General features: G+C 51.2%; 22 protein-coding genes. 9 read left to right on the forward strand and 13 right to left on the reverse strand.

Features of this window, described 5'->3' with window-relative positions; genetic code table 11:
• Positions 1-10 precede the first annotated feature (10 nt).
• The 3 genes from ACJJIC_RS01785 to pilG all read right to left on the reverse strand — a co-directional run bounded on the left by ACJJIC_RS01785 (position 11) and on the right by pilG (position 1560).
• A complete protein-coding gene (locus ACJJIC_RS01785) occupies positions 11-550 on the reverse strand; it encodes a chemotaxis protein CheW (RefSeq protein WP_444883443.1) in 540 nt (179 codons plus the stop codon).
• A gap of 16 nt (positions 551-566) precedes the next feature.
• The gene (gene pilH / locus ACJJIC_RS01790; RefSeq protein WP_252084182.1) at positions 567-929 is read right to left on the reverse strand and encodes a twitching motility response regulator PilH; all 363 of its coding nucleotides are present in this window, start codon (positions 927-929) and stop codon (positions 567-569) included.
• A gap of 235 nt (positions 930-1164) precedes the next feature.
• Positions 1165-1560 (reverse strand): twitching motility response regulator PilG, encoded by a 396-nt coding sequence (gene pilG / locus ACJJIC_RS01795; protein WP_020413651.1) that lies wholly within the window; start codon positions 1558-1560, stop codon positions 1165-1167.
• Between the two features lie 354 nt (positions 1561-1914).
• Between pilG and gshB the strand changes: the two genes are divergently transcribed.
• The 9 genes from gshB (at position 1915) to ACJJIC_RS01840 (ending at position 10636) form a co-directional block, all read left to right on the forward strand.
• Positions 1915-2871 carry a glutathione synthase gene (gene gshB / locus ACJJIC_RS01800; RefSeq protein WP_444910989.1) on the forward strand — a complete coding sequence of 319 codons (957 nt, stop codon included), beginning with the start codon at positions 1915-1917 and terminating at the stop codon, positions 2869-2871.
• Between the two features lie 100 nt (positions 2872-2971).
• A complete protein-coding gene (locus ACJJIC_RS01805; protein WP_444883442.1) occupies positions 2972-3880 on the forward strand; it encodes an energy transducer TonB in 909 nt (302 codons plus the stop codon).
• A 35-nt stretch (positions 3881-3915) separates the two neighbouring features.
• A complete protein-coding gene (locus ACJJIC_RS01810; RefSeq protein WP_444883441.1) occupies positions 3916-4500 on the forward strand; it encodes a YqgE/AlgH family protein in 585 nt (194 codons plus the stop codon).
• A 59-nt stretch (positions 4501-4559) separates the two neighbouring features.
• Positions 4560-4982 carry a Holliday junction resolvase RuvX gene (gene ruvX / locus ACJJIC_RS01815; RefSeq protein ID WP_444887786.1) on the forward strand — a complete coding sequence of 141 codons (423 nt, stop codon included), beginning with the start codon at positions 4560-4562 and terminating at the stop codon, positions 4980-4982.
• 89 nt (positions 4983-5071) lie between these two features.
• Complete coding sequence (hemC, locus tag ACJJIC_RS01820; protein ID WP_445357844.1) at positions 5072-5989, forward strand: hydroxymethylbilane synthase; 918 nt, start codon at positions 5072-5074, stop codon at positions 5987-5989.
• Positions 5990-6006: 17 nt separating this feature from the next.
• Complete coding sequence (locus ACJJIC_RS01825) at positions 6007-6777, forward strand: uroporphyrinogen-III synthase (RefSeq protein ID WP_445357845.1); 771 nt, start codon at positions 6007-6009, stop codon at positions 6775-6777.
• Positions 6778-6896: 119 nt separating this feature from the next.
• Complete coding sequence (locus ACJJIC_RS01830; protein WP_444883437.1) at positions 6897-8255, forward strand: uroporphyrinogen-III C-methyltransferase; 1359 nt, start codon at positions 6897-6899, stop codon at positions 8253-8255.
• A complete protein-coding gene (locus tag ACJJIC_RS01835; protein ID WP_444883436.1) occupies positions 8252-9502 on the forward strand; it encodes a heme biosynthesis HemY N-terminal domain-containing protein in 1251 nt (416 codons plus the stop codon). Before ACJJIC_RS01830 ends, ACJJIC_RS01835 begins: the two co-directional genes overlap by 4 nt.
• Before the next feature lie 93 nt (positions 9503-9595).
• Positions 9596-10636, forward strand: a complete 1041-nt coding sequence (locus ACJJIC_RS01840) for an alpha/beta fold hydrolase (RefSeq protein ID WP_445357846.1) — start codon at positions 9596-9598, stop codon at positions 10634-10636.
• Positions 10637-10924: 288 nt separating this feature from the next.
• Here the strand turns inward: ACJJIC_RS01840 and ACJJIC_RS01845 are convergent, their stop codons facing one another.
• The 10 genes from ACJJIC_RS01845 to ACJJIC_RS01890 form a co-directional block, all read right to left on the reverse strand.
• Positions 10925-11254: a hypothetical protein gene (locus tag ACJJIC_RS01845; protein ID WP_252084173.1), complete on the reverse strand. Its 330-nt coding sequence runs from the start codon at positions 11252-11254 to the stop codon at positions 10925-10927.
• A gap of 287 nt (positions 11255-11541) precedes the next feature.
• Positions 11542-12054 (reverse strand): hypothetical protein, encoded by a 513-nt coding sequence (locus tag ACJJIC_RS01850; protein WP_445357847.1) that lies wholly within the window; start codon positions 12052-12054, stop codon positions 11542-11544.
• A gap of 140 nt (positions 12055-12194) precedes the next feature.
• Positions 12195-13415 carry a serine hydrolase domain-containing protein gene (locus tag ACJJIC_RS01855; protein WP_445357848.1) on the reverse strand — a complete coding sequence of 407 codons (1221 nt, stop codon included), beginning with the start codon at positions 13413-13415 and terminating at the stop codon, positions 12195-12197.
• A gap of 178 nt (positions 13416-13593) precedes the next feature.
• A complete protein-coding gene (ubiD, locus tag ACJJIC_RS01860; RefSeq protein ID WP_444883432.1) occupies positions 13594-15060 on the reverse strand; it encodes a 4-hydroxy-3-polyprenylbenzoate decarboxylase in 1467 nt (488 codons plus the stop codon).
• A 155-nt stretch (positions 15061-15215) separates the two neighbouring features.
• Positions 15216-15485, reverse strand: coding sequence for an RNA-binding regulator (gene rbp / locus ACJJIC_RS01865; RefSeq protein WP_020413665.1), 270 nt, complete (start codon positions 15483-15485; stop codon positions 15216-15218).
• Positions 15486-15754: 269 nt separating this feature from the next.
• Positions 15755-17014 (reverse strand): transcription termination factor Rho, encoded by a 1260-nt coding sequence (rho, locus tag ACJJIC_RS01870; RefSeq protein ID WP_108731406.1) that lies wholly within the window; start codon positions 17012-17014, stop codon positions 15755-15757.
• A 372-nt stretch (positions 17015-17386) separates the two neighbouring features.
• Positions 17387-17716: a thioredoxin TrxA gene (gene trxA / locus ACJJIC_RS01875; protein ID WP_252084169.1), complete on the reverse strand. Its 330-nt coding sequence runs from the start codon at positions 17714-17716 to the stop codon at positions 17387-17389.
• A 144-nt stretch (positions 17717-17860) separates the two neighbouring features.
• Positions 17861-19084 (reverse strand): radical SAM family heme chaperone HemW, encoded by a 1224-nt coding sequence (hemW, locus tag ACJJIC_RS01880; protein ID WP_444908495.1) that lies wholly within the window; start codon positions 19082-19084, stop codon positions 17861-17863.
• Positions 19065-19685, reverse strand: a complete 621-nt coding sequence (gene rdgB, locus ACJJIC_RS01885) for an RdgB/HAM1 family non-canonical purine NTP pyrophosphatase (RefSeq protein ID WP_444908494.1) — start codon at positions 19683-19685, stop codon at positions 19065-19067. Before rdgB ends, hemW begins: the two co-directional genes overlap by 20 nt.
• 134 nt (positions 19686-19819) lie before the next feature.
• Positions 19820-20263 carry a DUF4426 domain-containing protein gene (locus tag ACJJIC_RS01890; RefSeq protein ID WP_444883429.1) on the reverse strand — a complete coding sequence of 148 codons (444 nt, stop codon included), beginning with the start codon at positions 20261-20263 and terminating at the stop codon, positions 19820-19822.
• Positions 20264-20340: the final 77 nt, after the last annotated feature.

The raw sequence follows: 20340 nt of genomic DNA on the forward strand, positions 1-20340 counted from the left end.
CAATCGGACCTTAACGAGTGGCAGCATCCATGAAATGAGGGTCTTTGAGCAGAGCCCGCATGTCGAACACCAGCCACCGGTCCTTTTGTAAAATAAACTGGCCATGCACCATCGGCGCAAATGGCTCAATTAAATCTGTTGGTGCTTCACGGGCATATTCAAATGCCAAATGCTGCATTCCGTGCAACCTGTCGACAATCAACCCCACGTAGGTTTTTTCCCGCTCCAACACCAGAACCCTGCGCTGTTGGCGCTGGCCCGAGAGGTGGCCGCCGTAAAAGGCTGCGAGATCAATCAGGGGTAACAGGCGGCCGCGAACATTAGAAACACCTTTTACCCAGGGCTGAACGCCGGGAATAAAGGTGTGCTGCGGCACTTCGAGCAATTCCACAACATCATCCATTGAGGCGACGAAGTTGTGGCCGAGTAAAGAGAAACCGATTCCGGTCCAATAGGGTTTGATTTCTCGGCGGCCGGGCAGGCCGGTGGCCTGCGCTTTAGCTCGCCGAGCGATATCAACAAGTGCTAGATAGGGGGTTTGTGACTGCACGCTGAGCAGCTGGCCGTCAGGCCAACACCTCCCCAATTGCACTCAACAATTTGCCCTCATCAACGGGCTTGGTGAGATAAGCTTTTGCGCCCTGGCGCATACCCCAAACCCGGTCGGTATCCTGATCTTTGGTAGTCACCATAATGATCGGTATCCCCGCGGTATTGCCATCCTTACTCAGCTGGCGTGTGGCCTGGAATCCATTTAACCCAGGCATCACAATATCCATCAAAATCAGATCTGGTCGCTGACTGCGTGCAACATCCACACCATTTTCACCATTGGGCGCGGTGATTACCGAATGGCCATGCTTTTCAAGTATTGTGGTCAGCTTGTGTGTTTCGGTAGGAGAGTCATCAACTATTAATACTCTTGCCATCATTTCCCCCATGACTTCTTCGAATTGGCAACTGCTCAATAAATGACAGTGCTTGGCGATTTGTTGTATTTATTTTGATGGCATGTGCCAAGTCTGCACTTACTGCCAATGCACTGCCAGACTACAGAACCTTCCACCACAGGCAGATGTGGTGAACGGTATGTCTGTTAATTCATCCCCCCCAAAGAGCGAAGGGGTTGGCCCAAAAAATCAGACCCTTTTTGTTAGTGATTACTTAGGCTGCGTGGTGCGGCTTTGCGTGAGCGGAAATTGCTCCCAGCAGCTCGCTTTTACTAAATGGCTTTGTCAGATATTGATCACAACCAACAACGCGGCCTTTCGCTTTGTCGAACAAACCATCTTTGCTCGACAACATCACTACTGGAGTGGAGCGGAATTCACTGTTGTTTTTAATCAGCGCACAAGTCTGATAGCCATCCAGGCGCGGCATCATGATATCGACAAAAATAACATCGGGACGGGAGTCCGCGATTTTCGCCAACGCATCAAAACCATCTGTAGCAGTGACGACCGTGCAACCTGCTTTTTGTAGCAGAGTCTCGGCAGTGCGGCGAATTGTCTTACTGTCGTCAATCACCATTACAGTCAGACTTTCCCAGTTAAGCTCCATAGTCTTTATTGAATCCCCTGTTTACTTATTTTCGGGCACGCGAAAATTTTTTATCTGCACCCTTTTTTGAGCCGCTTGCGGGGCCTGGGTGTCTCTCTTTGCCAAGATCGCACACTGGGTGGAACTTTTATCACAGAACCCCAGGTGAATCTAGCCGCGCTGAAGCACCGCAGACCTTATGGTGCAAATAATCACCACTTTTTATTGCCAATCCAGACAACTTATCTAATTAAGTTGCACCTAGACGAAGCTGCTCTTACCTTATCCACCCTACAAGTTGGCAGTGGCAACATTTCAATCAGCCACAACCACCGCGGCGCGGGATCAAAAATCCCTTCAACTACGGAAGCTAAGATGAATTACTCCCTCGGTGTGGTGATGGACCCCATCGCCCAGATCAATTTTAAGAAAGATACGACACTCGCACTGTTACAGGCCGCACAAGACAGCGGTTTCCAGCTGTTTTATTTTGAGCAAAGCGACCTGTATCTGGACAATGGCCGCGCCATTGGTAAGGGCAGACCACTGAGGGTATTTGACGATGCCGAGCGTTGGTTTAGCCTGGAAGAAGCCAGGGAGATGCCCCTTGGAGAACTCGATACCATTTTAATGCGTATCGACCCCCCCTTCGATAATGAGTACATTTACTCCACTTACATCCTTGAAGCGGCTGAACGCGAAGGTGCATTAGTCGTTAACAAACCGCAGTCTCTGCGGGACTGTAATGAAAAAATTTTTGCAACGACTTTTCCCCAGTGCTGCCCGCCTGTATTGGTCAGCAAGGATATGCAGCGCCTGCGGGAGTTTCATAAGACCCATCGGGATGTCATTTTCAAACCCCTCGATGGCATGGGTGGCGCAGGTATTTTTCACTGCAAACCGGACGGCGCTAATTTAGGCGCCATTCTGGAGATGCTCACCCAGCACGGCCACCAGCAAATCATGGCGCAGCGTTATATTCCCGAAATTAAAGATGGCGATAAGCGCATTCTGGTTGTCGATGGTGTAGCCGTACCCTACTGCCTAGCCAGAATTCCCGAGGCGGGTGAAACTCGCGGCAACTTAGCCGCCGGTGGCCGTGGTGAAGCGCGGCCACTGACTGATCGAGATCGATGGATCGTCGAACAAGTCGCCCCCACCCTGAAGGAAAAAGGGCTGTTATTCGTCGGTCTGGATGTTATCGGTGATTACCTCACGGAAATTAATGTCACCAGCCCAACCTGTGTGCGTGAGATTGATACTGCCTACGATACTTATATCGGTGCGCGACTAATGAGCGCCATCACACACCGTCTGGCACAAAAGCGCTAAACTGCGCCTTTAACTTGAATGACTCCCACCAGTGAACGGGCCGGATGGGAATGCCGAGCGTTACGCTCGGCAAGATATAAGCAGTAACCGATAATAGATAATGAATTCCACCGCCAACACGACGCCAAATTATGCAGACCAGCGCGAGCGTTTTACGTTCTCGCTGTTTCTCGCTGGCGCCATTCACGCGCTTTTGATTTTTGGTGTGGCTTTTGCCGAACCTGAAGGGCGGCAAGCCGCACCAACCCTGGAAGTTACTCTGTCACAATATAACTCGCCACAAGCACCGGAAGATGCCGACTACCTGGCCCAACACAACCAGCAGGCCAGCGGCACGGCAGATACCCCAAAGGAGCTGTCCAGCAATCGTCGCGCCGAATTTGCCGATACGCAAATTCACGATGTGAATCCTCTACCACAGCAGCAAGCCGCACGGCCTGCTGACCAGCGCCGCCAGTTGATCACCACCATCGGCGACAGCCCTCTGCAGGCCCCGGAGCTACCCGCTGAAGACAAGTTTTCCGAAGAGAAGCGCGGCGATGCACCAAATGATCTAGCCAGGACAAATCCAAAGATTGCCAGCCTGCAAGCGCGCCTGGATAAAATTCGCCAAACTATTGCCCAGCGCCCGCGAGTGCGGCGCCTGACCTCAGTGGCAACCAAGGCCTCTGCAGATGCCGCTTATCTGCACGAATGGCGCCAGAAGGTGGAAGCAATAGGTAGCGACAACTTCCCCGCGGAAGCCCTGCAGCAGAAAATCACTGGCAGCCTGCGCATGATGGTGCGCTTGCTGCCCACAGGCGCGGTGGAGGAAGTCATGATTCTGGACTCTTCGGGAGAGCGAATCCTCGACGATGCCGCCCAACAGATTGTACGCCTGGCAGCCCCCTTTGCGCCTTTCCCAGCGGAGATTCGCAAGGAGGCTGACCGCCTCGAAATTATCCGCACCTGGCGCTTCGATTTAACTGGCTTCTCCACTACCGCAGGTGAGCTGCCCGAGCGCGGCTAAACTTGCCTTGCACGCAAGCGACCTAGAATCCAACTATGCCCAATTCGAACATTGACAGCGACCTAACCCATGGCAGCTTGCGCGGCCAATTCCTACTGGCCATGCCCGGCATGGAGGACCCGCGCTTCAAGCACAGCATCGCTCTAATTGTTGAGCACAGCCAAGAGGGGGCTATGGGCATAGTGATCAACGCCCCCAGCAAAGTGCACTGGCGAGAGGTTTTCGAGCAGTTGTCGCTGAAGGACTCCAGCCAACGTGGCGATGAAACTGTTCTGCTGGGCGGGCCTATTTCTCCCGAGCAGGGCTTTGTCCTGCACGGTGCCGGCGTACATTTCGACTCGACGAGCGAAATCAATTTGGAAATCAGTCTTACCGCTTCCAGGGATATTCTCGAGTCACTGGCCTCAGGACATGGCCCCGACGATGTGCTGCTAGCTCTGGGCTACGCCGGCTGGGGGCCAGGACAATTGGAGCAGGAACTGGCGGAAAACGCCTGGCTGACTCTACCGGCAGAACCCGAAATCCTGTTTGCCACCCCAGTGCAAAAACGCTGGCAAAGTGCCGCCGCTCGACACGGTATCGACCTCTCAGGGCTCGGCTCACAGGCCGGACACGCCTAGCCCTTCCCGGTTATCATCCGGCCCAAGATTGATCCCTCTAATACCGGATGTTCCCTCTGATGAGTAAACCCATTACCGCCCTCGCCTTCGATTTTGGCACCCGTTCCATTGGCCTCGCCTTTGGCCAGAGCCTGACCGGAAGTGCCAAAGAGCTGCCACCACTGCCGGCAAAGGATGGCAAACCCGACTGGGACAAGGTCCAGCGACTAATCGACGAGTGGAAGCCACATTATTTGCTTGTGGGTTTACCACTGAATATGGATGGCAGTGAGAGTGAATTTGGTGCTCGTGCGCGTAAATTTGGCCAGCGCCTGCACGGGCGCACCGGGCTACCGGTAGAAATGATTGATGAGCGCCTCAGTACCCGCGCAGCCAAAGAAGAGGCTGCCGAACGCGGCCACCGCGGTAGCTATGCCGATAATCCAGTGGATTCCATTGCCGCGCGTATCATTCTCGAGGACTGGCTGCGCACACGCGCCTGATATCCGCTCCCAGAATCTGTGCAAGCTGAGCCATAGCTGCCGGCGCTCTGATAGAATTACCCGCCCACACAAATGAGTGATCGAGCCCAATGCCCATTTCCCGTATCCGCATCGCTACGCGCGAGAGCGCCCTGGCCCTATGGCAAGCCAATTATGTTAAGGATCGCCTGCAGCAGGAGCACCCTCAGCTGGAGGTAGAGTTGCTGCCAATGACCAGTCGTGGCGATCAGGTGCTGGATATCCCCCTAACCAAGGTGGGCGGCAAAGGGCTCTTTGTAAAAGAGCTAGAAGTGGCCATGCTGGAGGGACGCGCAGATATCGCCGTACACTCTATGAAGGATGTGCCGATGGAATTTCCCGAAGGCCTCTACCTGCCAGTTATTTGCGAGCGCGAGGACCCGCGTGATGCCTTCGTCAGCAACCGCTTTGCCAATTTGGAGGAACTACCACAAGGCGCGATTGTGGGCACTTCGAGCCTGCGCCGCCAGTGCCAACTTCTGGCGCAGCGCCCCGATCTGGAGGTCAAGTTCCTACGCGGCAACGTAAACACTCGCCTAGCCAAACTGGATGCGGGAGAGTACGACGCCATTATTCTCGCTGCCGCCGGGCTGCTGCGCCTGGAGATGCGCGAACGCATCCGCAGCTTTCTCCCCGCCACTGTATTGCTACCCGCCGGCGGCCAGGGCGCTGTCGGTATCGAAGCCCGCAAAGACAGCGAGCTGGAAGCCCTACTGCAACCACTGCACTGCCATGAAACCGCCGCGCGACTCAGTGCAGAACGCGCACTGGTTAAGCGCCTGAACGGCGGCTGTCAGGTTCCCATCGGCTGTTATGCCGAGCTGGAAGGCGACGCTCTGTGGCTACGCGGCCTGGTCGGCAGTCCCGATGGCACCAGCATGATCCGCGCCGAAATCCGTGGTGCAGCCATTGATGGCGAAGCTCTGGGCGTTCAACTCGCTGAACAGTTGCTGGAGCAGGGTGCCGACAAAATTCTCGACGCGATTTAAGCCCAGGACAGGTCCATATGGCCAAGCGCCTGCAAGGCAAGCGCGTACTGACCACGCGCCCCGCCCATCAAGCCGACACCTGGGGTACGCTATTGCGCGCTACGGGCGCGGAAGTTGACACTATCCCTATGTTGGCTATTGAGCCCCTCATTGATGAGGCGGCTCAGCAGGCCATTAAAAAACGGATTCTCGATTTCGACCAGGTGGATTTTGCTATTTTCGTCTCCCAGAATGCGGTGCGCTACGCCGTCGACTGGCTGGAGGATTACTGGCCACAGTTACCCCAGGGGCCACGATACCTCGCTATTGGCGCGGCCACGGCTAAAGCATTACTGATGCGTGGTATACCCTGCGAGCACAGCGGCGAACACATGACCTCCGAGGACCTGCTCGCCCTACCCACCCTACAAGAGGTTTCAGGACTTCGGGTACTGATCTTCCGCGGCACTGGCGGACGCACTCTTATTAGCGACACCTTGCGCGCACGGGGTGGGCGTGTGGATTACTGTGAACTCTACCGTAGGTCCCTACCTGCAGGTGCCCCAGCGGATTTGGCGGGGTATTCTTTCATCCCGGATGCCATCACGGTCCACAGTGGCGAGACTCTCGCGAACCTACACAGCTGCATTGAGCGTGCAAATTGCGCGCACCTCCTCCAGGCTGCCCTTATCTGTCCCAGCGCGCGCGTCGCGGAGCAAGCCCGTGCTTTGGGTTTTATCTATACCAGCAGTGCTCAGAATGCCGGAGACAGCGCTATGCTAGAGGCACTGCTCAGGGCGCTAAACTGAATTGCTCTCGAATTTGCTGCCCTATTGGGTTAAAAATCTCAAAACGACGCCACCGGCGCTATTATGGTCGGTGCCACTCGCTATAATTCGACGACAATTACCAGCTGCGCCCCAAGCCCATGACCAACGAAAAACCCAAGGACAATCCTTCCACCCCGGCTAACGAACTCACTTCCGATGCACTGGACAAGGGGGGGAGCAAGAGTAATTTTGCCAAAGCAGCAGAAGGCAAAACTGATAAGGCCGCTAAAAATGTGATGCCTAAAAAGGGCGGTGGGCATTGGTGGTGGCTGGTCTTTATTCTGCTGCTTATCGCTTTGATCGCTTTTGCCTGGTACAGCTGGCCCCAACTGCGCAACCGCATCGCACAGCTGGACTTTTTCCCTGCCAAACAAACTGTGTCCACACAGAAAGCCGAATCACAAGGTGAAGTCACATCGCCAAATATTTCTACCGGGCCTGATACTTCCAGCCAAGCCCGCGAAGGGATAACTTCTACTGCACCCGCTGCACAATCTACTGCCGAACCTCCTTCCATAGAAGCCCAGCAGGCAGAAGCGCCGAGCGTCTCCCCACAGAACCAGCAGCTTGATCAACTTCAACAGACAGATACTGAGTTGCGCAATCAAATACAATCGCAAACGCGTACTATTTTGCAGCTACAGCAACAGCTAGCGGCTCTTCAGCGCAGCCTCACCGCCCAGGGCAACCGGCTCAGTGAGCTGGGTAATGTGAGCCGGGAGGACTGGCAACTGGCCGAGGCCGACTACCTATTGCGAATGGCCAATCAGCGGCTGATGCTTGAAGACAATAGCCGCGCCGCTCTGGGCCTTGTTGAAAAGGTCGACACCATTTTGCGCCAGGTTAATCTCCCGGATCTCTACGGAGTGCGCCAACAGTTGGCACGGGATATCACCGCTTTGAAACTCGTGGAAAATATCGATCGAGAAGGCCTCTATTTACGCCTGCGCGCCCTGGAAGAGCAGTTGATCCGCGCCTCTATACAGCCGCAATTCGATATGACCCAAACTCCAAGGGAGGTGGCAAAAGCAGAGCCCACGCAGGATAACCAATCCGCATGGGAGCGCAGCTGGCAAAATTTTACCAACTTCCTACGCGACTCTGTTCGCCCCATCGATGGCGATATCAACCCGGTAATGCTCTCCCCTCAAAGCGAGGCACGCTTTCGCCAAACCCTGCGTTTAAATATGGAGCAGGCACAACTGGCTCTATTGCGCGGCGATAGCACCGTTTACAAGGACGCTCTTGATAGCGCCCGCAAGCTGCTTCTGACTTATGGCACAGCCAATTCCCAGCGCAACACACTCGCGCAACAACTGGCAGAACTCAGCAAACAGCCCATTCAGGCGCAAATGCCAGACCTGAATGCCTCACAGGTGGCTCTCTACAATTACATTGAGCGGCTGCACAAAACGTCAGGGTATGGCACCGGCACCACCGAGGAGGTCAGCCAGTGAGAAAGGTCCTTTTTGCTGCTGTCGCCCTATTACTTCTCGGCGCCTTACTGCCGCAGATAAATCAGAATTACCCCGGGTATTTGGTAATCGGCTTCGGTGGCGAACTCAACAAAGGCTATGAGATGAATCTCTGGTTCGCCATAGTCGCGCTAGTTGCCCTTTTGCTCGCCCTGTTTCTTCTCACCTGGATAAGCCGCAGTCTCTTTCGCGCTGTGCGCGGCAGCGTCGATCGCCTGCGCTTTGGCCGCCAGCGGGTCGCCCGCAGACGTCTCACTAGTGGCCTGGTGGAGTTTATGGAGGGCAACTGGTCACGTGCCCGACGACAACTTTTAAAAAGTGCGCCGCGCTCCGAGGCGCCACTGATTAATTACCTGGCTGCCGCGCGCAGCGCTCATGAGCTTGGATTTCGCGAAGAAGCCAATGAGTTGCTGGCAAAAGCCGAAGCCTGTGGCGATGACACTGGCTTGGCAGTGGCTTTGAGCCAGGCCCGTATGCAGCTACAGGATAAACACTACGAACAGTGTATCGCCAGCCTCAAGCGAGCCAAGCAATTAGAACCTAAGCACCCGGCTCTGCTACAGATGCTCAAGCAGGCCTATTACGCTTTGGGGGACTGGAGCAACCTGAGAGAACTTCTCCCTGAATTAGAAAAACACGCCAATATGTCCGAAGAAGACCGACAAAAACTAGAGCGGGAAGTCTACGAACATCAACTCATCGAAGCCGCAAACCGAAACGACAGAGAGAAACTACATGACATCTGGCACGGCTTGAATGGCCGCTGGCAACGCAACGTAGAGCTTCGCAGTCTCTTTGCCCGTCTGCTGCACCAAAGCGGTGATGACAGCGCCGCGGAAAAACACCTGCGTTGGCTACTAAACCGAGAGTGGGCTCCCAAGCTGGCCGATCTATACGGCCGCCTTACCGGTGCCGACGCAGCGGCTCAGCTCTCTGCTGCAGAGGGCTGGCTCAAGGAATATGGTGAGAGTGCCGACCTACTCACCTGTCTCGGGCGCCTGAGCTTACGCAACGAACTGTGGGGAAAGGCACAACAGTATTTTGAGAAGAGCCTGTTGTTACGTCAGGACCCCGCAACCTCTGCAGAACTGGCACGGCTATTTAAAGCACTCGGCGAGAAGGACAAAGCCTCGCGCTTGTTTGAGGAAGGGCTGATGCAAGCTGTTCCAAACTTACCTCCTGTATCCATGCCCAGTCAGGACAAACCCCTGCTCGGGGTACACGCCTAACCGTTTCTCCAAGGGTCCAGATAATCTGGGCCCTTTTCCTGTTATACTATTTGCCCCATAGTAAGCCTCCGCATCCTTTTTGAGGCTTGCTCCATGACACCGTCACAGCAATATCTCTCATCCTTCGCTATTTTATTTTCCATTCTCTTATCACAGGTGACGCTGGCTGCTGACAACCCAATCCAGCCACAAGATAAGCTGCTGAGTGACTACGAGTACCCCTATCCGGTTAAGACTCTAGAGCTATCCAAATTAAGCCAGCCTGTGGCCATGGCCTATATGGATATTTCTGCGAACAAGCTTGTACCCACTAAGGGAACAGTACTGCTTCTGCACGGTAAAAATTTTTCCGGCGCCTACTGGAAAGATAGTATCGCCGCGCTCACAGAACAGGGCTACCGTGTTATTGCTCCAGACCAAATTGGCTTCGGAAAGTCCAGTAAGCCATTGATGCAATACAACCTGCACGGTATGGCTACAGATACCAAATTTCTGCTCGACAAACTCAAAGTGGATCAGGTTTCTGTCGTTGGTCACTCCATGGGAGGCATGCTGGCTACACGCTTTTCTTTAATGTACCCGGAGATGGTGAGAAAGCTCGCCTTGGTAAACCCAATTGGCTTGGAGGACTGGAAGCGCGTCGTACCATACGAACCCCTGGAACAAGCCATCCTTAGAGAGCAGGCACAAACACCCGAAGGGATTAAGAGCTATATGTCCAGGGTCTATTTTGATGGGAAATGGAGAAAGTCCTACGATTCCCTGCTCGATATTCAGGCCGGATGGTCACTGGGCCCTGATTCTAAGCATATAGCCAAGATTGATGCCCTCACTTCAGAAATGGTTTTCACACAGCCGGTTATCTATGAATTCGCAGATCTCACTGTGCCTACCTTACTGATTATCGGTACCCGGGATCGCACCGCGATTGGCCGCGCCCGCGCTGCCGAACCCATTAAAAAGACTCTGGGGCGTTATGACCTATTGGGTAAAAAAGCGGCTGCCATTATTCCAGATGCGAAGTTAACCGAACTTGATGGGGTCGGGCACATACCGCAGTTCGAGGCCTTCAATGATTATTTCGAACCCCTGAGCCAGTTCCTTAATGAGGAGTCTCAGCAGGATTCCGATTGAAAAATCCCTTTCAACCTAAATCAGCCCCACTTGACTGAAATAGCCTCAATGGAAAAATAAAAGCTTTCCAGACAGCAATAAAATTCTCTAGCTTGGGGATTTTCACTAAATCTATATCGTAAAGCAGCGATGCTTCTGTTTACCTTTACACCAGAAAAAAAGAAAAATTTATAAAACAGCGCCACTTAAAGGGAGATCTAACTTGGATCAGGAACAGAAGGCATCCGTAAAAAAGCTATTTGAAAGCTACCTGACCAAGCTGAATAAGAAAAAAATTGCCCGAAGCTATTAGATATTTGCGAACATACCAGCAAAAAGAAGCATCGCTAGGAAAGTAATTATTCCCTGCAGAATCGCAATAATTATTGCTTTCAAAAATCCAGTACCCAATACCAACATATAGGCAATAGCCGCCAGTGGAATAGTCAAGAGAACCCCGGCGCTGTCACTCACACCGGGCAACATGCCGCCCACTATTCTCTGTACAATTAATGCCAACAATAAAGCAAAAAGACAGTGGAAAACTCCTGTATTTCTCGCCCCCATCATGGCAGCAGCCATTTTTAATGGCAGGACTAAGACTGCCACCATAATGATTACAAAAAGAATCAATTCCATTTATCACCCCTCCCTCATATTGTAATTATTTGCCCTAATCCCCAGGACCATCATGATGTAATTTGTTTATCGACCACTAAAAGCCAGACAAGAATGTCATCAAATGTTAAATATATTGGTCGACAGCATAATTAACATGCAATATAGCATCGAAGTATAGAAGAGATTACATCATACTACCTAAGTCACATTTGGTTGAATTAGACGCACAAAAAAAGCTGGCAGAAGAATCACTACCAGCTTTATTGCAAGAAAGAGTGATATACAGAATTGATTGATTTGACAGTTTACTTACGTACTAGACGCATACTCGAAGGCTTTAGAGCTCCATTTTCCATATAGCTCTCTGTACGGATGATCCCTTCACTCTCCAACCACTCAAAGCCCAAACTATGTTGGTGATTGGCTTCTAAATCCAAAAGATTGGTAGCATCTTTAAAAGAAAACACCAGCTGCCCTCTTTCACCACCTGCACTAAGCTGCAAACGGGGCTGATTTCCTTGAGGGCAATAGTGGGTTGCCAATAAATTGCCATTATCCATATGATAGATAGTGAGCGAATGAGATTTACCCTTATACAGCCAATTCTCTACCAAAACAGAGGCTCCGGCAGTCTGGGAAAATTTAATATAAAAATCCCCCCCTGTATCGCCTTCCTTTTTCCAATCTCCATTAAGTGATTTTATTCGCTCGAAAGCTTCCTTACTCTTCAGGTTAGTCTCTCCTGCATTCACCATAAGTGGAAAACAACACAGGGCGACTGAAAGAATTTTAATTATATCCTCTTTGGCTCTAATCATAATTGGTACTCCTTTTCCTATAGTGAGAGAGCTCAACCCAATGATACCCATTGGAACTTCCTCAATCACCGAAAAAACCTATTAATGGATTTTCAGAAATTTCAGATACAACCTTAATCACTTTATCTTATTTATGATTATTATATTTGCACTAAGCGTCTGGCAATATGCCTCATCGCCTCGGCTGACTTACTATCCATACCACGGTTCATTAGTATAATAAAGCCATCCTTACGGTCTGGGTCAAAATACATAGCAGTAAAAACCCCCAGATCTGACCCCATATGCCCCACAAGTCCATCGCGATCTCTCCAAAAAAAGCGTTGCGAATCAGAAACCGATTTGGGCAACTGCAAACGAAACATTTCTTCATACATGGCATCAGACAAGAGTTTCGCCCCTGATTTATCCCGGTTATGAAGGACTGCCAGTAGGAAATCACTAAGGTCTGCAATACTTACGCGAACACCACCATCCGGATACTGTGGATTACCATTGTGAGGATATGGATGAAATTTTTTATATTCGAAAGGTGGCTTAATAAACTCTCCCACAAAATAATTTATTTTGCTTGATTCATCATCAGTGCACAGGCCGACAAATGGTACACATTGCTCTACTTTATAAGGTACAGCTATAGAATTCAGATCCATCCCATTAAGTTTCCAGCTTGCACTTTCCATTTCCAGACGGTGAAAAAGGGTATCCTTGCTATAGTCAGCGAGGGTTTGGCCTATTGCAGACTCCACTAGAAGGCCCGCCAAACCTGCAGATAAATTGCTGTATTGCCGTCTTTTCCCCGGCATAGATTTCAGATAATGGTCTCCATTATTGTACAGACTACCATCCTTAGTAAGGAGAGAACGGAGGTGTTGCTCAAGGCTAATTTCTGGGTCGCGGTTTTCAGAGTAAGTGGCATAGTCATAGTAATCCGCAATACCTGCAGTGTGACTTGCCAGATTTCTTAAAGTAATTTTTTCACCCCTTATATGTGGATTATCCACCTTAAATGGTAAATAGGTATTGATATCCCGATCGAGCTCCAAATTTCCATTATCGACCAATTGCAATAACGTTACGCCCATAATAGGTTTGCTAATTGATGCGATATTAAAAGGAGTATTCTGGGTAACTGCCTCACCAGATTCCACATCCGCCATTCCGTAGACTTGCTGAAAAACAAGCTTACCGTCTTTTACTCTTGAAACGGCCATACCAGGAATAGCCGCCTCTTTCATAATTGTGGGCAGAAATTCTTCAATATTGGTAATCTCGGCGCTTCTCTCCTGCTGGCTTGGCAATATAGCCCAAAATCCGAAAACGCCAACAATCATTAAGCTGACAGCATAAAGTACTCTCATTTAAATATTCCCCACAATTAATCAAAGACGGCCATAACGCTGATACCGAGATTTGACGTTATCAGCTTTATCTATAGATGCGGGAATTTGGAAAAATGGTTAAATGCTAAGAAATTAGCAACTAGAGCGCCTCTTGGGACGCTCTATGGAAGAATAACTAAAATAAAGAGAGCAGCAATTATTCAAAACCTAGCTTGGACCAGATTTCATCGACCCTCTGGACCACCTGTGGATCTTTCTCGATAGGATTACCCCACTCTCTGTTGGTTTCTCCCTGCCATTTATTAGTAGCATCAAAACCAATCTTCGAACCCAAGCCAGAAATTGGCGAGGCAAAATCCAGATAATCAATCGGGGTGTTTTCCACCATCACCGTATCACGCGCGGGGTCCATGCGGGTTGTCATAGCCCAAATTACATCTTTCCAATCTCTTGCATTTACATCATCATCAGTAACGATAACAAACTTGGTATACATAAACTGGCGCAGGAAAGACCAGACTCCCATCATCACCCTTTTGGCATGGCCGGGATACTGCTTTTTCATAGTTACTACAGCTAGCCGATAGGAGCAGCCTTCAGGTGGCAGGTAAAAATCGACAATTTCAGGAAATTGTTTCTGTAAAATAGGCACAAATACTTCATTGAGTGCCTCGCCAAGGATCGCGGGTTCATCCGGCGGACGGCCAGTGTAAGTACTGTGATATATGGGTTTTTTCCGGTGGGTAATTTTCTCCACGGTAAACACCGGGAAACGATCCACCTCATTGTAATAGCCTGTATGATCCCCATAGGGGCCTTCATCGGCCATGTCATCGGGGTAGATAAAACCTTCCAACACATATTCGGCACTGGCGGGAACCTGCAGATCACTGAGCAATGCACCAGTCACTTCGGTTTTATCTCCACGCAATAGCCCGGCAAAGGCGTATTCCGACAGACTATCCGGTACTGGGGTCACTGCTCCCAGTATTGTGGCCGGATCTGCACCAAGTGCTACAGCTACAGGATAGGGCTCCCCAGGGTGCTTCCGGCACCAATCACGGTAATCCAGCGCACCTCCCCGGTGGCTGAGCCAACGCATAATCAGTCGGTTTTTACCGATTAACTGCATGCGATAAATACCCAGGTTTTGGCGCTTCTTCTCTGGCCCACGAGTGATCACCAATGGCCAGGTTACCAATGGAGCCGCATCTCCCGGCCAGCAGGTCTGAATTGGCAATTTGGTGAGGTCTAAGTGAGCTTTATCTACTACCACCTGCTGACAGGCTGCTCCCTTGACCACCTTCGGCCCCATATTGAGCACTTGCTTGAAAACCGGCAATTTTTCCCAGGCATCGCGCAAATTCTCAGGCGGTTGAGGTTCCTTGAGAAAGGCGAGTAATTCACCCACCTCACGTAGGTCATCAATGCTCTCACGCCCCATCCCAAGCGCTACTCGCTCAGTGGTGCCAAACAGATTGGCGAGCACCGGAGTATCAAAACCGATAGGATTTTCAAAAAGTAATGCAGGACCTCCCGAGCGCAGAACGCGATCAGAGATTTCTGTCATTTCCAGATTGGGGTCTACAGGGAATTTAATCCGTTTGAGCTGGCCACGCTTTTCCAACAATTGGATAAAATCACGCAGGTCTTTGTATTTCATGGGCTGCCGGTCAAGAAGAAAAATCCAGCGAGCAGTGTAAAACAGAAATTACAAAATAGGGAACAGCCCCCAGGATAGGGTGCCAATTGAGAAAAGGAAGAAACGACCCGCAAACAAAATGCTGCGGGTCGCAAAAAACTTAAGCTAGCCGTAGCTTAGAAGCGAGGGCGACGCGGACGATCTTCGCGAGGCTTAGCTTCGTTCACGCGGATGTTACGGCCAGACAGAGGCTGGTCGTTCATCTCTTCGATCGCTTTGCGCGCTTCGTCGTCGTTAGGCATTTCTACGAAACCGAAGCCCTTAGAGCGGCCAGTCTCACGGTCAGTAATAACAGTAGCCCGAGAGATTTCTCCGAATGCGCCGAAAGCTTCGTGCAGGTCGTCAGAGGTTACCGCGTAGGCCAGATTTCCAATATAGATATTCACAAAAGGTTCTCACTAGATGTGTGGGCTGTCGTGCAGTCACAAATGAATAACCAGCTCCACCAGATTATCCATTTGAGATTGGCCCTTTGCGGGGTTATCCCTGGGCCAATTCGGTCGGGCGCCAAACTATAAATTTCATACCCAGCGCCACGATGTGGAACTTTATATGCCTTATAGCTCGCCTTTTCAACATTAATTCGCGCAAATAATCACTTTGTGCAAACCAGAATATAAAAGGCGCCGATATGGGCGCCTTTTATATAAAAAAATTATTTCCGTTTCATGGACAGGAAGAATTCGTCATTTGTCTTGAAGTCTTTCAGCTTGTCCACCAGGAATTCAGTTGAGGCTACATCTTCCATATCATGTAGTAACTTGCGCAGGATCCATACCCGCTGCAGCTCGCCCTCAGGCATCAGCAGCTCTTCTCGACGTGTTCCCGAGCGTCGAACATTAATTGCCGGATAAACACGTTTTTCCGCGATCTTACGATCCAACTGCAACTCCATATTACCCGTGCCTTTAAACTCCTCGAAAATCACCTCGTCCATCTTCGAGCCAGTATCAATCAGTGCAGTAGCAATAATAGACAGACTTCCGCCTTCTTCAATATTCCGTGCGGCGCCGAAGAAACGCTTAGGTCTCTCGAGGGCGTGGGCATCCACACCACCAGTCAATACCTTACCGGAACTGGGTACCGTGGTGTTATAGGCACGCGCCAGACGGGTAATAGAGTCCAACAGGATGACCACGTCTTTCTTGTGCTCTACCAGGCGCTTGGCCTTTTCGATAACCATCTCGGCAACCTGTACGTGACGTGCCGGAGGCTCATCAAATGTAGAGGCAACCACTTCTCCGCGCACCGAGCGCTGCATTTCGGTAACTTCTTCCGGGCGCTCATCGATCAGCAGGACAATAAGGTGGCACTCCGGATTGTTGCGCGTGATAGCCTGAGCCATATTCTGCAACATAATCGTTTTACCGGCTTTTGGCGGCGCCACGATCAAACCCCTCTGGCCCTTACCAATCGGCGCAACCAGATCAATAATGCGGCCAATCAGGTCTTCGGAAGAGCCATTTCCACATTCCAGGGTTAAGCGATCGTTGGGGAAAAGCGGGGTGAGGTTTTCAAAAAGAATCTTATTGCGGGCATTTTCCGGTTTATCGAAATTAATTTCGTTAACCTTTAATAGAGCGAAATATCTCTCACCCTCTTTTGGTGGGCGAATTTTTCCGGAAATTGAGTCACCCGTGCGCAAATTAAATCGACGAATTTGGCTGGGGGAAACATAGATATCATCCGGACCCGCGAGATAGGAGGAATCAGCGGAACGCAAAAATCCAAAACCATCCTGAAGGATTTCCAGTACGCCATCACCGTAAATATCTTCACCGCTTTTGGCGTGGCGTTTGAGAATATTAAAAATAATATCCTGTTTACGCGACCGGGCCAGGTTTTCCAGGCCCATGCCTTTGGCTATTTCAATCAACTCTTCAATGGGTTTGGTTTTTAATTCGGAGAGATTCATACCAATTGCTTATTAAGGTTTCTGTTGTCATTGGCGCGGACACGCCGGAAATAATTTGAGGAGGGGTTTGAAAATCAGAGATTTGCTCGTTTATTTGCCCGGTACTCCAGGACTCCATGCCTTTCAAAAGCGTAATACTCATTGGCTTTAGCTTTCCAACACTAAACGTTATAGGGAAAGCCGTCTCAATTAAGCTCAATTCGAGGAATAAATACGCCGGGAATAGTCAGGGACCTATGGGGGGGCGTTTTCTTCAGCTGGTCGTCACTGGATTCACAGCTGACTGAACTATTACAGAATTACAGCCAGTATAACGGGTGTTTCCCATCCTGCAAAGAAATTTGCCTTCTTTGCAGGATGAATTAACCGGGATTAAAGCTGGCTATCGATAAACTCGGTCAACTGGGCTCGAGACAGGGCGCCAACCTTAGTGCCTTCCACATTGCCACCTTTAAACAGCAGCAGGGTAGGAATACCGCGTACGTTGTACTTTGCCGGGGTTTCTTTGTTGGCATCCACGTCAACTTTGACGATTTTCAATTTTTCGCCATAGTGACCAGAGAGGTCTTCCAGGACCGGAGCGATCATTTTGCACGGACCGCACCATTGCGCCCAGAAGTCCACCAGCACCGGACCTTCAGCCTTGAGAACCTCGGCTTCAAACTCAGCGTCGGTTACGTTGATGATTGCGTGCTCGCTCATAATGCTTTCCTGTTCTTTAGTTACTCGATGCGGGGACACCGCAGGCGCATCATCTCACGATGCCGGCTGTGGTAATACAGCTGTACTGCGCCGATCAGCCCAGAGTTTGGGGCATTAATTCCGTTTTCAAGCCCTGCTCAGATATCAGGCCTGCTCCAAAAACCGCTGAAGAATCTCATCAAGATAGTCAAAGCCAAAGGCACTGGCAGCAATACGGCGCTCCAGCGGCTGTACCAGATCCATAGCCATCAGCCCCGGCCAATGTCGCTGCAGAGCCTCCAATGATAGGCCGGTATAGCGCTCAAAAGTATCTACCGGTACACCCTCGACCAGGCGCAGGGCGTTCATCAAGAACTCAAGGGGCAAATCGCTGAACTCTATTGAATCAATATGGGGCTCAGCCAGTGCGCGCTGCAACAACTCCCCTCCCCGGGGTGCAATGGATAGGTAGTCTCTTGGAGTTCGCGTACGGCGACTGCGCAATATCTTCCCCTCTGCGGGCAAGCTGACCTTGCCATGGGCTCCGGCACCAATGCCCAGGTAATCGCCAAAGCCCCAATAGTTGAGGTTGTGGCGCGACTCCAGTCCCCTGCCACTGTAGGCGGACACCTCGTAGCGAAAGTATCCCTCCGAGGCAAGGAACTCGCGCCCGTGGCTCTGCATACTGGCGATCAGCTGTGACCCCGGTGTCGAGGGGGGAGCGCTGTAGAACGCTGTATTGGGTTCAATGGTTAATTGGTACCAGGAGATATGTTCAGGCGCCAGGGAGACAGCGCGCTGCAGGTCTTCCAGAGCCTCAGCCTCTGTCTGTCCAGGCAGGCCATGCATCAGATCGAGATTGATATTATCGAAGCCGGCCTTCCGCGCCATCCCTAGGGCCTCACTGGCCTCTTCACCGCTGTGGATACGGCCCAGATTGTGCAACTGGCTACTGCTAAAACTCTGCACGCCAATCGAGAGTCTATTAACCCCTGCGGCCCGATAGCCGGTGAATTTAGCTTGCTCGAAAGTACCCGGATTGGCTTCCAAAGTTATTTCAATATTCTCACTGAAGCCAACCAGCTCCTCAGCCATTATCAGGATCTGGCCGATTGCTTCGGGAGAAAACAGGCTCGGGGTACCACCACCAAAGAAAATCGAGCGCAGCTTGCGTCCCTGCACCCAAGGCAGCTGGCTGATCAAATCACGGCGCAGTTGCGCCACATAGTCCGCCTGTGGGAGAGCATACTCCGTATCCGTATGATCTCTGCTCGCCTGGTGGGAGTTGAAATCACAGTAGGGACATTTGCGCACACACCACGGGATATGTACGTAAAGGCTAAGCGGCGGTAACTGCAAACTATGGTTTCTATCCTGCAAGATCGGCACCCAGCATAGTTTCCTGCCACATCGTTTCAAATGCCACCACTGCCTGGGCGCGGTGGCTAATGCGGTTTTTCAGCTCTCTCGGCATCTGCGCAGAGGTCATCCCTTCCGCATCCACAAAGAACAGGGGGTCGTAGCCAAAGCCCTGCTCACCGGCAGGCTCATTGAGTATACGGCCGCGCCACTGGGCACTACATACTAGGGGGACCGGGTCATCAAAACTGCGTACAAAGGCTAGTGCACAATGAAAACTGGCACCACGACGCACCTCTTCGATCCCTTGCAAGGCCTCAAGCAGCTTGCTGTTATTGCGTGCATCTGTAGCACCTTCGCCGGAATATCGCGCCGAATAGATTCCCGGCGCACCACCGAGCACATCCACTGCCAACCCAGAGTCATCGGCTAGCGCCGGGAGGCCGCTAATGCGGCTGGCGTGACGTGCTTTGATCAGGGCATTTTCAATAAAGCTGAGCCCGGTCTCCTCTGCATCACTCACACCGAATTCAGACTGTGGCAGAACCTCAATGTCCCAGCTGTTGAAGAGTTGGGAAAATTCTCGCAATTTGCCGGCGTTACCGCTGGCCAAAACAATTCTTTTTAACATGCTGTATCAAATAAAAAACGGGCTCTGGGCCCGCAAAGGATTCAGTTTAATTGAGATGTCTTTCTGTGATCACACAGCTTATTGCAGCCGTATAAACAGAGAGAATCGCTCACCCAGGTCATTCACCATTGCCGCTAGAGCTTGCGACGGAAGGAAATTGTCTGTTTCTTGCCATTGGGCAGGGTCACATCCACATTGAAGGTGAGAGTTTCCTCTTTTTCAAAGCGCAAGGGTGCCAAATAGTAAACCGCATCGCCTTCCCGAATTTCTTTAAACTTCAGCGGTCGCGACTGCTGAATCAGGTTTGTCGCATTGCCAGACATCTCCGCACTAAGGCCCTTGGTACCACCATCTTTTTTCACCACAGAGACATTCACGTAGGCGCGGTCTTTAGCCCTCACCAGTTGGTACTGTTGGGCGATGTCCGGCTGGATAAAGTCACTGTTGAACACCGAGAAAATCACCCGGTAATCTCCGAAGTCCTCGTAATTCTTAATAACACGGGCCTGTTGTGCCATGGCACTAGCGGTCAGGAAGAGCAGCGTAAGAGCGGCAGCGACATTAAAGATGCGGTTCACGGGTCACCTCCAATTGTTATGAGCGCCCTTTCAACTGAATAACCGGGCAGACCCGGCGGTTTGGCCAGAGCGATAAT

The sequence above is a fragment of the Microbulbifer mixtoriginis (SeqCode) genome (assembly GCF_052468275.1).

Bases quoted from the DNA above. Each gene is read 5' to 3' on its own strand.
- ubiD (WP_444883432.1), bottom strand. From the start codon at position 15,060: ATGAAATACAAAGACCTGCGTGATTTTATCCAATTGTTGGAAAAGCGT.
- pilH (WP_252084182.1), bottom strand. From the start codon at position 929: ATGGCAAGAGTATTAATAGTTGATGACTCTCCTACCGAAACACACAAG.
- ACJJIC_RS01805 (WP_444883442.1), top strand. From the start codon at position 2,972: ATGAATTCCACCGCCAACACGACGCCAAATTATGCAGACCAGCGCGAG.
- trxA (WP_252084169.1), bottom strand. From the start codon at position 17,716: ATGAGCGAGCACGCAATCATCAACGTAACCGACGCTGAGTTTGAAGCC.
- ruvX (WP_444887786.1), top strand. From the start codon at position 4,560: ATGAGTAAACCCATTACCGCCCTCGCCTTCGATTTTGGCACCCGTTCC.
- ACJJIC_RS01810 (WP_444883441.1), top strand. From the start codon at position 3,916: ATGCCCAATTCGAACATTGACAGCGACCTAACCCATGGCAGCTTGCGC.
- gshB (WP_444910989.1), top strand. From the start codon at position 1,915: ATGAATTACTCCCTCGGTGTGGTGATGGACCCCATCGCCCAGATCAAT.
- rdgB (WP_444908494.1), bottom strand. From the start codon at position 19,685: ATGTTAAAAAGAATTGTTTTGGCCAGCGGTAACGCCGGCAAATTGCGA.
- ACJJIC_RS01830 (WP_444883437.1), top strand. From the start codon at position 6,897: ATGACCAACGAAAAACCCAAGGACAATCCTTCCACCCCGGCTAACGAA.
- pilG (WP_020413651.1), bottom strand. From the start codon at position 1,560: ATGGAGCTTAACTGGGAAAGTCTGACTGTAATGGTGATTGACGACAGT.
- rho (WP_108731406.1), bottom strand. From the start codon at position 17,014: ATGAATCTCTCCGAATTAAAAACCAAACCCATTGAAGAGTTGATTGAA.
- ACJJIC_RS01855 (WP_445357848.1), bottom strand. From the start codon at position 13,415: ATGAGAGTACTTTATGCTGTCAGCTTAATGATTGTTGGCGTTTTCGGA.
- hemC (WP_445357844.1), top strand. From the start codon at position 5,072: ATGCCCATTTCCCGTATCCGCATCGCTACGCGCGAGAGCGCCCTGGCC.
- ACJJIC_RS01825 (WP_445357845.1), top strand. From the start codon at position 6,007: ATGGCCAAGCGCCTGCAAGGCAAGCGCGTACTGACCACGCGCCCCGCC.
- ACJJIC_RS01850 (WP_445357847.1), bottom strand. From the start codon at position 12,054: ATGATTAGAGCCAAAGAGGATATAATTAAAATTCTTTCAGTCGCCCTG.
- ACJJIC_RS01840 (WP_445357846.1), top strand. From the start codon at position 9,596: ATGACACCGTCACAGCAATATCTCTCATCCTTCGCTATTTTATTTTCC.
- ACJJIC_RS01845 (WP_252084173.1), bottom strand. From the start codon at position 11,254: ATGGAATTGATTCTTTTTGTAATCATTATGGTGGCAGTCTTAGTCCTG.